12 protein-coding genes are annotated in these 12,313 nt (G+C 74.4%); 6 read left to right on the plus strand and 6 right to left on the minus strand.

The features are described 5' to 3' along the window. Nucleotides 1–147 precede the first annotated feature (147 nt). From WCD41_RS10245 to dnaA, 5 genes are all read right to left on the minus strand, one after another. Complete coding sequence (locus WCD41_RS10245) at nt 148–843, minus strand: DciA family protein (protein WP_373695099.1); 696 nt, start codon at nt 841–843, stop codon at nt 148–150. A 28-nt stretch (nt 844–871) separates the two neighbouring features. After that, complete coding sequence (gene recF, locus WCD41_RS10250) at nt 872–2,050, minus strand: DNA replication/repair protein RecF (RefSeq protein WP_337713287.1); 1,179 nt, start codon at nt 2,048–2,050, stop codon at nt 872–874. Nucleotides 2,051–2,091: 41 nt separating this feature from the next. Beyond that, entirely contained in the window at nt 2,092–3,003 is a 912-nt protein-coding gene (gnd, locus tag WCD41_RS10255) for a phosphogluconate dehydrogenase (NAD(+)-dependent, decarboxylating) (RefSeq protein WP_337713288.1), read from the minus strand. Between the two features lie 110 nt (nt 3,004–3,113). Further along, nucleotides 3,114–4,346: a DNA polymerase III subunit beta gene (gene dnaN / locus WCD41_RS10260; RefSeq protein ID WP_337713289.1), complete on the minus strand. Its 1,233-nt coding sequence runs from the start codon at nt 4,344–4,346 to the stop codon at nt 3,114–3,116. 1,013 nt (nt 4,347–5,359) lie between these two features. Next, entirely contained in the window at nt 5,360–7,042 is a 1,683-nt protein-coding gene (dnaA, locus tag WCD41_RS10265) for a chromosomal replication initiator protein DnaA (protein WP_337713290.1), read from the minus strand. 397 nt (nt 7,043–7,439) lie between these two features. Here dnaA and rpmH point away from each other — a divergent pair, with 397 nt between their 5' ends. Both rpmH and rnpA read left to right on the plus strand, forming a co-directional pair. Continuing rightward, on the plus strand, nt 7,440–7,583 hold the full coding sequence (rpmH, locus tag WCD41_RS10270) for a 50S ribosomal protein L34 (RefSeq protein WP_274283187.1): 144 nt from the start codon (nt 7,440–7,442) through the stop codon (nt 7,581–7,583). 122 nt (nt 7,584–7,705) lie between these two features. Beyond that, on the plus strand, nt 7,706–8,062 hold the full coding sequence (gene rnpA, locus WCD41_RS10275) for a ribonuclease P protein component (RefSeq protein ID WP_337713365.1): 357 nt from the start codon (nt 7,706–7,708) through the stop codon (nt 8,060–8,062). Here the strand turns inward: rnpA and WCD41_RS10280 are convergent. Then, the gene (locus WCD41_RS10280; RefSeq protein WP_337713292.1) at nt 8,052–8,837 is read right to left on the minus strand and encodes an FkbM family methyltransferase; all 786 of its coding nucleotides are present in this window, start codon (nt 8,835–8,837) and stop codon (nt 8,052–8,054) included. The genes rnpA and WCD41_RS10280 overlap by 11 nt on opposite strands. Nucleotides 8,838–9,005: 168 nt before the next feature. Between WCD41_RS10280 and yidD the strand changes: the two genes are divergently transcribed. The 4 genes from yidD to rsmG all read left to right on the plus strand — a co-directional run bounded on the left by yidD (nt 9,006) and on the right by rsmG (nt 12,274). Beyond that, nucleotides 9,006–9,392 (plus strand): membrane protein insertion efficiency factor YidD, encoded by a 387-nt coding sequence (gene yidD / locus WCD41_RS10285; RefSeq protein WP_337713293.1) that lies wholly within the window; start codon nt 9,006–9,008, stop codon nt 9,390–9,392. After that, the gene (gene yidC / locus WCD41_RS10290; RefSeq protein ID WP_337713294.1) at nt 9,386–10,726 is read left to right on the plus strand and encodes a membrane protein insertase YidC; all 1,341 of its coding nucleotides are present in this window, start codon (nt 9,386–9,388) and stop codon (nt 10,724–10,726) included. Before yidD ends, yidC begins: the two co-directional genes overlap by 7 nt. 179 nt (nt 10,727–10,905) lie before the next feature. Beyond that, a complete protein-coding gene (locus WCD41_RS10295) occupies nt 10,906–11,466 on the plus strand; it encodes a Jag family protein (RefSeq protein ID WP_373695100.1) in 561 nt (186 codons plus the stop codon). A 112-nt stretch (nt 11,467–11,578) separates the two neighbouring features. Then, a complete protein-coding gene (rsmG, locus tag WCD41_RS10300; protein ID WP_373695111.1) occupies nt 11,579–12,274 on the plus strand; it encodes a 16S rRNA (guanine(527)-N(7))-methyltransferase RsmG in 696 nt (231 codons plus the stop codon). Nucleotides 12,275–12,313: the final 39 nt, after the last annotated feature.

Genomic DNA, 12,313 nt, shown 5'->3' on the forward strand with positions numbered 1-12,313 from the left:
CTACCCGGGCCGCAGAGAAGCCCCGAGCAGGCGCCTCAGCGCGTCGTAGCAAGCCTGGGAGACGCGTCGGAGGGTCCGACCGCCCGCGAGGCACCCCCGACGCCCTCCGCGCGCGTCTCCGGAAGCCGTGAGACGCGCTGCGAGCGCTCAGCCGTACGTGTCGCGTGGCCCCCGGCCCGAGACGTGGCGCGGACCGCGACGCCAGCTCGGGGCCGCCGGTCCGTGGATGCGCATGCTCGTCACGACACCGTCGCCCAGGCCCGCCGCGAGACGAGCGATCAGTTGGCGCTGGAGCAGGCGCAGCTGGGTCGCCCACGCCGTCGAGTCGGCCTGCACGGTGAGCACCCCGTCGCGCAACGACTCGGGGCGGGCGTGCTCGGCGACCTCCTCGCCCACCAGCTCCGCCCAGCGACCGAACACCGACCCGGACGCCAGGCGCGGCGCCCAGCCCCGGTCACCCGAGAGACGCGAGGCCAGACGACCGAACGTCTGGGGGTCGCGCTCGTCGGCACGGGCCGCCGACCAGCCCCGGCCCCGCGGGCGTCCGAGACCGCCGGAGCGCCGGACGGGCTTGCGGATCCCGGCCGCGCCCTTGCCGCCGCCCGTCGCAGCACGGCGCTCGGCCGCCGCGGCGCGGGCGGCTGCGAGGGCGTCGCGGGCCAGGTCGGCGCCCCGTTTCGGGGTCCCCGCACCGCTCGCCGACGCCGCGTCGGACGTGCCCGGTTCGTCACGATCAGGGGTGTGGACAGGGCCTTCGGCGGAGCCGCCCTGCTCCCGCCCCGGATCCGGCCCCGGACCACCCCCTGGCGCGGATCTGTCGCTCGAGTTGTCCACAGCATCCACAGGTCTGTCCCCAGGACCTCCACCGATGTCACGCGTCCGGGCCACCAGATCCACCCCCTGTCGTCCGACTGACCGCGGTCATCTCACTCACCGTGCCCGCATCGACCACGTAGCGTGCGCCCCGCAGGTCGTCCGGCACATCGTCGTCCACGGCCGCCGTCACGAGCACCTGCTCCGCGCGGGCCGCGGTGCGCGCGAGCGCCCGCCGTCGGCGCACGTCGAGCTCGGCGAAGACGTCGTCGAGCACCAGGACCGGCTCCGAGCCCTCCCCGCGCAGCAGCTCGAAGGCGCCCAGCCGCAACGCCAGCGCGAGCGACCACGACTCGCCGTGGCTCGCGTACCCCTTGGCCGGCCCCGCGCCGAGGGTGAGCTCGAGGTCGTCACGGTGGGGACCGACGAGGCACACACCGCGCTCGATCTCCTGGTGCCGCCGCCGCGCCATCTCCTCCAGCAGCATCGCCTCGACGTCCTCGGTGGCCGGGAGGGCGGCCTCGGGGGCACCGAGGGCGTCGACGGTCTCCACGCGGGACCGGTAGCGCGCCCCGACCGGCTCCGACTCGGGGGCCACCTCCGCGTAGGCGGCGCTCACGTGGGGCGCGAGCGCCGCCGTGAGCTCGAGACGGCCCGTGACGAGCGCGGCGCCGGCCCGCGCGAGGTGGGCGTCCCACACGTCGAGCGTGCTCGTGTCGCCCCGGGCGTGACGGGCGGTCTTGAGCAGCGCCGAGCGCTGCCGCAGCACCTTGTCGTAGTCGGCGCGCACACCCGCCCACCGCGGCGCCCGGGACACCAGCAGCTCGTCGAGGAAGCCGCGGCGCTCGCCCGGGTCCCCGCGCACCAGGGCGAGGTCCTCGGGGGCGAACACGACCGTGCGGACGATCCCGAGCACCTCGCGGGGGCTGCGGACCGGCGACCGGTTGACCCGCGCACGGTTCGCCCGGCCGCTCGCGATCTCGACCTGGACCGTGAGCTCCCGGCCCTCGTTGACCGCGACCGCCCGCACCGTGGCCGAGGTCGCGCCCCGGCGGATGAGCGGGGCGTCCCCGGCGACCCGGTGCGAGGACAGGGTCGCGAGGTAGCCGACGGCCTCGACGAGGTTGGTCTTGCCCTGGCCGTTCGCGCCGACGAGCACCGAGACCCCGGGCTCGAACGTGAGGTCGGCCTGCTCCCAGGAACGGAAGTCGGTGACCGAGAGCGCGCGGACGTACACGCAGTCCTCCCGTCACTCCCCGCTCGACCCGGCGCCGGTGCTCAGCCCCCCGTCGGCGGCTCGTTGGCGGCGTCGCCCGCCTTGTGGGTGGCGTGGCCGCCGAACTGCGCGCGCAGCGCCGCGACCGCCTTCATCGCCGGGGAGTCGACCTGACGGGAGGCGAAGCGCGCGAAGAGCGCGGCCGAGATCACCGGCGCCGGCACCGCGTGCACGATCGCCTCGTCGACGGTCCACCGGCCCTCACCGGAGTCCTCGGCGTAGCCGGTGATCCGGTCGAGGTGCGGGTCGGCCTCGAGGGCCCGGACCATGAGGTCGAGCAGCCAGCTGCGCACGACGGTGCCGCGGCTCCACGCCTTCATCACCGCGCCGACGTTGTCGACCGGTCCGCCGGCGCTCAGCAGCTCGTAGCCCTCGGCGTAGGCCTGCATGAGGCCGTACTCGACGCCGTTGTGGACCATCTTCGCGTAGTGCCCCGCCCCGACCGGGCCGGCGTGGACGAAGCCCTCCTCGCGCGGGCCCTCGGGGCGCAGCGCGTCGAACACCGGCAGCAGGCGCTCGATGTCGCCGGCGTCGCCACCCGCCATGAGGCCGTAGCCCTCGGTGCGGCCCCACACGCCACCGGAGACGCCGCAGTCGACGTAGCGCACGCCGGTCCTGTCGAGGAGCTCGGCGTGCACGGTGTCGTCGGTGAACTTGCTGTTGCCGCCGTCGACCACCAGGTCGCCCGCCTCGAGGAGCTCCGCGAGGCGGTTGACCGTCGAACTGGTGGCCTCGCCCGCCGGGACCATCAGCCACACCGTGCGGGGCGCCGCGAGGGCCTTGACGAGCTCGTCCAGCGACGCCGCGTCGCCGGACCCGTCGTTGGCGTACCCGACGACCTCGTGGCCGGCGGCCCGCAGCCGTTCGGCCATGTTGCCGCCCATGCGTCCGAGTCCGACCATCCCCAGCTGCACGTCTGAGTTCCTCTCGTCGCCCGCCCCACCGCGGGGCGAGTCCTTGCGCTCGGGTCGGGTTGATGGAGTGCGCGTGGTGCTCGGCCGTCGGTCCGGGACCGGCTCGGGACTCAGCCCGGCAGCCGCACCGGCATCAGAAGATAGAGGTACCCGGGGCGGGGATCCGGGAGATCGTCCGCGTGGTCGCCCGGTCCGGGCTCGGGGGCCGTGGCGCCGCCCTCGGCCGGCTCGGCGTCGCCCGCTCCCTCGCCGGCGTCACCGGGGGCGCTCGCGGGCCGCAGGAGGGCGGGACGGCTCGGCGTGGTGAACGACAGGTGCGCGTGGTCGGCGCCGAGCGCGCCCAGGCCGTCGAGCAGGTAGCCGGGGTTGAACGCGATGGTCAGCGGCTCGCCCACGAACCGGCAGGCCAGCTCCTCCTCGGCGCTGCCCTCGTCGTCGCCGCCCGCGGTGAGCCGCAGCGAGTCGTCGGCGAACTCCAGCCGGACCTGCGTGCCGCGCTCGGCCACCAGCGAGACGCGCTTGATGGCCTCCACGAGCGGCGCGATCTCGATGACCGCCGCCGACGTGTGCTCCTTGGGCAGCAGCTGGCGGTAGCGGGGGAACTCGGCGTCGAGCAGCCGCGTGGTGGACCGCCGGCCGCCGCCGGCCAGACCCAGCAGACCGTCGCCGCGGGCCAGCGCGAGCTCGACGCGCGAGCCCGACGACGTCAGCGTCTTGGCCGCCTCGGCGAGCGTCTTGGCGGGCGCGAGCAGCGCGACCTCGCCCGACTCGCCGCCACCGGCGCTCTCGCCGGGCTCCCACGAGAACTCGCGCACGGCCAGGCGGAACCGGTCGGTGGCCGCGAGCGTCAGCGTGGAGCCGTCGATCTCGACCCGGATGCCGGTGAGCATCGGCAGCGTGTCGTCACGACCGGCCGCCACGGCGACCTGCGAGACCGCCTGGGCGAACACCTCGGGCGCGAGCGCGCCGGCGACCGGGGGCATGTCCGGCAGCTGCGGGTAGTCCTCGGCGGACATCGTCGGGAGGCTGAACCGGGCGTTGCCGCAGGCGATGGCTGCGCGGGGGCCGTCGACCGTGACGTCGACCGGGTGCGGCGGGAGGGCGCGGGTGATGTCGGCGAGCAGGCGTCCGGAGACCAGCGCCCGACCGGCGTCGCCGATCATCGCCGGGACCTCGACACGCGCCGAGACCTCGTAGTCGAACCCCGAGACCGTCAGCGTGCCGTCGCCCTCGGTGTCGAGCAGGACGCCGCCGAGGACCGGGACCGGCGCGCGGCTCGGCAGGCTGCGGGCGACGAAGGCGACGGCGTCGGCGAGGGCGTCTCGTTCGACGCGGAACTTCATCGCGGGTCCTCCCCCTGCTCGGCCCTGCTGCGGTGATCCCTGGACGCGGGAAGCACCCCGGCGCGGGTGCATCACGGTAGAGCGTGCAGGAGGGGTCCGACACTCCGGGCCTGGTCTCGATTCGAGCCGATCGGGTAGCCCGCCCGAGGACCTTGTGCCGCTCCGTCCACGCGTCCACACCACCTGTTCTTCTGCAGTTCTCCGAGAAGAGAAGAACAGCAGTACCAGTAGGTCCTGTGCGTGGTGTGGATCGAGGACGTCGGCGCTGGTGGGGCGGCCGGATCCGGTGTGGACACCTCGGGTCGGTCGGTGCCCGGATCCGGGGACGGAACGGCGTGTCCGGTGGACGGACGGCGGCCGTCCCTCCCCGTCCCGCCCGTTTCCACCGGCCCGGGGCAGATGTCCACAGAGTTGTCCCCAGCTGTGGGTCAATCGGGAGTCGAACGATCGCGGTGTGCTACCGGGGTGGGTGTTCGGCGCCGCGGACCGTCGGCTCGGCGCCGGCCGATGCCTCCGGTGGTCACGCTGGGTCGCTCGTCATGGCGCAGAACGTCGACGGAGCGTGAGATTTCGGCCGCGTGGAGCGGATCGGGCCGTCGCCGGGAGCTGGGGTGCCCGCCCAGTGAAGCGGAGGCGCGGTGCGCGGCCGGGTAGCAGCGAACGGCGCGTTCGTGTGATGTCCGGGGTCCGGCGCATCGGGCGTGCCGACCGCGAGGGACGCCCTCGCTGCCTCCGAGGCGTCGGGGGCGTCCCTCGTGCCTTGGACGGGTCCGGGGCGTCCCTCGCTCCCCTGGGCGCTCGCGCGCCCGGCGCCGGCGCTTCCCTCCCGCGGGCGCGCGGGCGGCGTCGGCGGGAGATCAGGGGCGCGTTACGCACCTCGTCGCGCCATGCCGGGTGCGTGAGGCGCTCGTGATCGTCGACGCGAGTCCGGGGCGGCGGGCACGAACGGGGAGTTCGGACGCATAGAAGCAGCGAACAGCGCGTTCGCTGCTTCAGGAGGGCAAGAACAACGCTCAGCCGCGGGCGCGCTGCTTGATGCGCGCGGTGAGCTCCTGGACCTGCTCGTAGGTCCGGCGCCGCTCGGCCATCTCCTTGCGGATCTTCTTGTCCGCGTGCATGACCGTCGTGTGGTCACGGTTGCCGAACGTCTGCCCGATGCGGGGCAGGGAGAGGTCGGTGAGCTCGCGGCAGAGGTACATCGCGATCTGCCGGGCGAGGGCGAGGGCCTTGGTCTTGCCCGGCCCGCAGAGGTCGTCGATGGACACGCCGTAGAACTCGGCGGTCACCGCCATGATCGTCGGGGCCGTGATCTCCGACTGCCGGGAGTCGGGGATGAGGTCGCGCAGCACGATCTCGGCGAGCTGCAGGTCGATCGGCTGGCGGTTGAGCGACGCGAACGCCGTCACGCGGATCAGGGCGCCCTCGAGCTCGCGGATGTTGCGCTCGATGCGGTCGGCGATGAACTCGAGCACCTCGGGCGGGGCGGCCATCCGCTCGCCGGCGGCCTTCTTGCGCAGGATCGCGATCCGGGTCTCGAGCTCGGGGGGCTGGATGTCGGTGATCAGGCCCCACTCGAACCGCGTGCGCAGGCGGTCCTCGAGCGTCTCCAGCCGCTTGGGCGGGCGGTCCGAGGACACGACGATCTGCTTGTTCGCGTTGTGGAGGGTGTTGAAGGTGTGGAAGAACTCCTCCTGGGTCCCTTCCTTGCCCTCCAGGAACTGGATGTCGTCCACCAGCAGCACGTCCACGTCCCGGTACCGCCGCTGGAAGGCGATCTTGCGGTCGTCGCGGAGGCTGTTGATGAAGTCGTTCGTGAACTCCTCGGTCGACACGTACCGCACCCGCATGCCGGAGAACAGCCGCTGGGCGTAGTGGCCGACGGCGTGGAGCAGGTGGGTCTTGCCGAGCCCGGAGTCGCCCCAGACGAACAGCGGGTTGTACGCGCGGGCCGGCGCCTCGGAGACGGCGACGGCCGCGGCGTGCGCGAAGCGGTTCGAGGCCCCGATGACGAACGTGTCGAACGTGTACTTCTCGTTGAGCCGCGTCTGCGAGCGCGGGGCGCCGCGCGCAGGGTCCGGGCCGGTGTCGCGGAGCTCGGTCGCGTGCTCGCCCACACCCCGGGGCGGCCAGATCTCGTGGACGGCGGCGAGCCCGTCGCGGACCTCGTCGACCTCTTCCTCGGGATGCGCGCGGTCCGGGTTGTGGGTGACCCGACCCACGCCGGCGGCCGCGGCGATCGCCTCGGCCCGGTGGGACGAGGTGGGCTCCGACGGCGAGGAGGTCGCCGCGAGGTAGCCGGTGTCGGGGCCGGTGTCGTTCGCGTGGTGGCCGTCGGTCGAGGGGGCGCCGTTCCCGGACGCCGGGAGCGTCACCCGTGGGAGCGGGGAGGTGCTGGGTCCGACCTCGGGGGCGGGCCGGGCGCTGTGGTCGACGCGCACGGCGAGCGACACGGGACGGCCGATGTGCCGGGAGAGCGCGGCGACGATCGGGTCGCGCAGGGCCCGCTCGATGGCCTCCTTGGCGAACTCGCTCGGCGCGGCCAGCAGAGCGGTGTCGTCGAGCAGCCCGAGCGGGCGCGTCACGCGCACCCAGGCCCGCTGCTGCGGGGAGAGCATCGCGCCGCCGCCGGAGCCCGCGGTGAGTTCGGCGACGACCTGGCCCCAGGTCTCGTCGAGGTCGAAGAGCTGGTCCGACACCGCACCCCTCCGTCCCCTGACCCGCCGTGAGCACCGTGCCGAACCAGCCCGTGGGCGTGCGCGTCCACAGCCTTGTCCACAACTGTGCACGACGGCTCGTCGAGCGCGGCGAGCGGGTGCGACGGGCACCCCCCAGCGCCCGGTTCCTGCACTCCCCCGCTCGGGCGGCACGTGTGCCGAGCCCGGCCGAGACCTGCATCCTCGGCGAGTGGTGGACGCTAACAAGCCTCCTGCGGCCCCCACAACCTCCCCCGGACGGCCGTGCGGACCCGGGGTGCCGCCCACGCGGGGACCACCGGCTACGCTGGACGAGACCGGAGCCGACGCCCGACGGGGCGCTCGGCACCCATTGTGGCGTCGCGCCCACGCGGCGCGTTGGATGCGGGAGATCGCGAAAGTGGCCAAGGGCAAGCGCACGTTCCAGCCGAACAACCGTCGGCGGTCGAAGACGCACGGCTTCCGGCTGCGCATGCGGACGCGCGCCGGCCGTGCGGTGCTGGCCGCCCGTCGCCGCAAGGGCCGCGACACCCTCAGCGCCTGATCGGCGCGCGGGCCCGGCCCGCCGGCACGACCTCCGACGACGGGACCGCTCCTTCCTGGACGCGGTCCCGTCGTCGTGTGCCGGGCCCCGTCCCGCACGCCGCTCACGACGACCCGCCCGCCGTGCTGCCGCGCCCCCTCCGGATCACCCGGCCCCAGGACTTCCGCCTCGTGCTGCGCCGGGGACGGCGGGCCGGGCGCCGACGCCTCGTCGTGCACGCCCTCGCGCCCTCGGCCGTACCGCCGACCCCTGACCGGCCGGCGCGCGCCGGGCTGGTCGTCGGCCGCGGGGTCGGACCGGCGGTCGTCCGGCACCGCGTCAGCCGCCGGCTGCGTCACCTCCTGCGCGCGCGGCTCGAGGCCCTGCCCGCCGGCACCGACCTGGTGATCCGCGCGCAGCCGGCCGCCGCCGACGCCACCTCGGCCGAGCTCGGCGAGGACCTGGACGCCGCGATCGCGAAGCTGCGGCTCAGGGACTGAAGAGGTAGTTGCGCTCGGTGTCGACGATCCCCGCGATGGGCCGCCAGCCCGCGGACCAGAGGTGTGCCCGGTACCCCAGCTCACCGGTGAGCCGGTCGAAGAGGTCCGCGGCGCGGACGCCGTACTTCTGCGTGTGCCGGTCCTCGATCTCGAGCAGCAGGTGGGGCCGGTGAGCGGTGAGCGTCGTGGCGGCGCCGTCGAGCAGCGCGCCCTCGGCGCCCTCGACATCGGCCTTGACGAGGGACACCCCGTCGGGGGCGAGGTCGGCGACGACCGCGTCGAGTGTCTCGACGGCCACCGACTCCAGGCGGTGCCCGGCGAACTCCCGGTTCGGGCCGGCGTCCTGCGCCCCCGCGGTCACGTAGGCCCGGCCGTGGACGGGCAGGCCGCGCCGGCGCGGGACGGAGAGCTCGGCGGTGGTCGGCGCGGCGCCGAGGGCCAGCCGGTGCAGGTGCACCCAGGACAGCCCGGCGGCGCGGACGCCGAGCCGCAGCGCCCGGTGGGCCCCGTGCTGAGGCTCGAAGGCGTGGACGGCGCCGTGCGGTCCGACGAGGTCGGCGAGCACGTGGGTGTAGAGCCCGAACTCGGCGCCGACGTCGAGGCAGACGTCCCCGGGCCCCACCAGCTCGGCCAGCCCGAGGATCTCCTTCTCGACCACGGCGCCGCGACGTGCGGCGGCCGAGAGCACCCCGCGCACCGCGCGCGACCGGCGCGTCCCTCCGGCTCGGCGACGTGCGGTGGGGCGTTCGGCGGGCGCGCCTCCGGCGATCGACACGGCGCGGATGCTCCCACGGCGCGTGGTCGACCCTGCCCGGGCGGTCGCTTCCCGGCCCGCGGACGGGCACCATGGAACGGACGACCGGCGCCGGGCACGGCAGGGCACCGCGCCGCACGTCCGCGGCATGCGACCCGCGCTCGGGTCCCGACGAGGAGGACGGCATCGGTGGGTGAGGCGGCCGGAGCCCCCGATGTCCCCGGCGCCCCCGGCGTCCCCGGGACTCCCGACGCGGAGGCGCGCCGTCCGTCGGCCGCGGTCCGCGCCCTGGTGGCCGTCCTCGGCTTCTACCAGCGGTGGATCTCGCCGATGTTCCCGCCCTCGTGCCGCTTCCACCCCAGCTGCAGCGCCTACGCGATCGGCGCGCTGCGCACCCACGGGGTCGTGATCGGCACGGGCTTGACCCTGGTCAGGGTGGCCAAGTGCGCACCCTGGCACCCTGGAGGCCTGGACCCGGTGCCACCGCGCGAGCACCGGACGTGGTGCGGGTGGCCCCGCCGCGCCGCCGAGACGGGGGCGGACACCCCCAACACCGAGGAGCGAGAGCAGTGCTGAACTTCATCTACTACCCCGTGTCCGGGATCATGTGGTTCTGGCACGAGGTGTTCGGCTTCGTCCTCGGACCCGCCAACGGCTTCGCGTGGGCGCTGTCGGTCATCTTCCTGGTCTTCACCCTGCGCGCGCTGCTGATCAAGCCGTTCATCAGCCAGGTCCGCTCGATGCGGAAGATGCAGGAGTTCCAGCCGCAGATCAAGAAGCTGCAGGAGAAGTACAAGAACGACCGGCAGAAGCTCGCCGAGGAGATGCAGAAGCTCCAGAAGGAGCACGGGGTCAACCCCCTCGGCGGCTGTCTCCCCCTGCTGGTCCAGCTGCCGGTGTTCATCGGCCTGTTCCACGTGCTGCGCGGCTTCCAGCCGAACTACCCGTACAACTACGTCTTCGACCGCGCCGACATCGAGTCGTTCACCAACGCCGACATCTTCGGCGTCAGGCTGAACGAGGCGATCGCGGGCGGGATGCAGTCGCTGGGCACCTTCAGCTTCAACTTCGGCGAGTTCCAGGCGCACGTCCTGCCGGTGGCCCTCCCGCTGATGATCCTCGCCGCGGTCGCCACCCACTTCACCGCGCGCGTCTCCCAGCAGCACCAGAGCCCGGCGGCCGCGGCGAACCCCCAGGCCGCGATCATGGGCAAGATCACGATGTGGCTGTTCCCGGCCGGTCTGCTCGTCTTCGGTGCCTTCTTCCCGATCGCGATCCTCATCTACTTCCTGAGCCAGAACACCTGGACGCTGGGCCAGCAGTTCCTCATCTACCGCAAGATCGCCCGCGAGGAGGAGGAGAAGAAGGAGCAGGCGCGCGAGCAGCGCGACGCCCTCGCTCCGAAGCCGGGCCAGAAGCCGCAGCGCCAGCGCCCCGCCGCGTCGATCGCCGACGCCGACCTCGACACCGTGACGGACGACGACGCCCCGGCCGGCGAGGACGCCGCGCCGGCCGCGACCACGCCGACCGTGGGCGGCAAGAACGGCGGCGCCCGTGCCGGCGGCAACGGCGGCGCCGGGAAGAACGGCGGCAAGAACGCCGGCAAGTCCTCCGGGCGGCGCGCACCCGGCAAGGTCGGCCCGGCCCGTGACGGCGGCGGTGCGCGTCAGGGGTCCGGCAACGCGACCCCCGGCAAGGTCGCCCGCGCCAACGGGTCCGCCGGTGCCGGCGGGTCGAACGGCGCGGCCAACGGCTCGAACGGCTCCAACGGCTCGAACGGCTCCAAGGGCTCCAACGGCTCGGGCACCGGCTCCGGGAACGGGTCGGGCAAGGGCGGCGGCAAGGGCGGGCAGCTCGCGTCGTCGGGCCCGGGCAACCAGGGCTCCAAGCGCGGCAAGAAGAAGAAGTAGCCCGGCGGCGAGCGGCGACGGCCCCGGCCGTCTCCCTCGCCGACGCGAAGTCCTCCGGCCACCGCGCACGGGCACCGCTCCGGCGGACCGCGCGAGCCGGACCACAGACCCGCACGCGCGCGAGAGCAACGCGGCGCGTGCCAGGAGAGGCCCTCCGGGGCCCGGCGGAAGGAGACGGCGTGTCGGAGACGGTGACGCCGCAGGACCAGGACGAGTCGACCGGGACCGCGACCACGGAGCCCGGGGACGACGCCCCCCGCGCCGAGCGCAGCTCGGAGGACCAGCTCGTCCGCGAGGGCGACATCGCGGGCGACTACCTCGAGCGGCTGCTCGACATCCTCGACTTCGACGGGGACATCGACCTCGACGTCGAGGCCGGCCGTGCGGTGGTGAGCGTCGACGGCGGCAAGGACCTCGAGAAGCTCGTCGGCGCGCGGGGTGACGTCCTCGAGGCGCTGCAGGAGCTCACGCGGCTCGCGGTCCAGCAGTCCACCGGCTCCCGCAATCGCCTCATGCTCGACGTCGCCGGCTGGCGCTCGCAGCGTCGCTCGGAGCTCAGCGACCTCGGGCGCACCGCGGCGCAGGAGGCCAAGGACACCAACCGCGCGCAGCGCCTGCGTCCGATGACGCCGTTCGAGCGCAAGATCGTGCACGACGCGGTCGCGGCGGTCGGCGGGGTGCGCAGCGAGAGCGAGGGCGAGGAGCCCCGCCGTCGCGTCGTGGTCCACCCGGCGGGCTGAGCGAGGTGGCGACGGATCGAGCCCTGCTCCGTGGGCGTCGTGTTCCACGTGGAACACGACGGTGAGCACGACCCACGGCGGGGAGACCGACGGGTCCGCACCCTCGGCGGCGGTGGCCGTGCCGGAGACCCCGGACGTCGCTGCGGCCGTCTTCGGTGAGCGGCTCCCGGCGGCCGAACGGTATGTCACGCTGCTCGCCGGGCCGGGGCACGAGCAGGGCGTGATCGGGCCCCGGGAGCTCCCGCGGCTGTGGGACCGCCACGTCCTCAACAGTGCTGCCGTCGGCGAGGTCCTGCCGGCGGACGCGACCGTCGTGGACGTCGGGTCCGGCGCCGGTCTCCCCGGCATCCCGCTGGCCCTGGCGCGACCCGACCTCGTCATCACGCTCCTCGAGCCCATGGCCCGTCGGGTCACCTGGCTGGAGCGGGTGGTCGGGGAGCTCGGGCTCTCGGTCACCGTCGTGCGCGGACGCGCGGAGGAGCGCGAGACGCGACGCCGGTGCGGCGAGAGCGACGTCGTCACCGGCCGGGCCGTCGCGCCGATCGGGCGGTTGGCGACCTGGACGCTCCCGCTCGTGCGACCGGGTGGGATCCTGGCGGCGATGAAGGGTGCGAGCGCGGCGAGCGAGATCGAGCGCGACCTGAAGGAGATTCGCGCGGCGGGTGGTGACGACCCCCGGGTGGTGCACTGCGGCGTGGGAGACGCGGCGACCACCGTCGTGCTGGTAAGCCGGAGCGAGCGACGCGGCCGCCCCTCCCCCGGTTCCGGAGGCCGCGCCCGCGGCAGGAAGGATCGAGCCCGTGACTGAGCGACCGACCTCTCCGTCCGGCCGCACCGTTCCACGTGA

Origin of the sequence: Actinomycetospora aeridis, from assembly GCF_037400275.1 — a bacterium.
Classification (GTDB): domain Bacteria; phylum Actinomycetota; class Actinomycetes; order Mycobacteriales; family Pseudonocardiaceae; genus Actinomycetospora; species Actinomycetospora aeridis.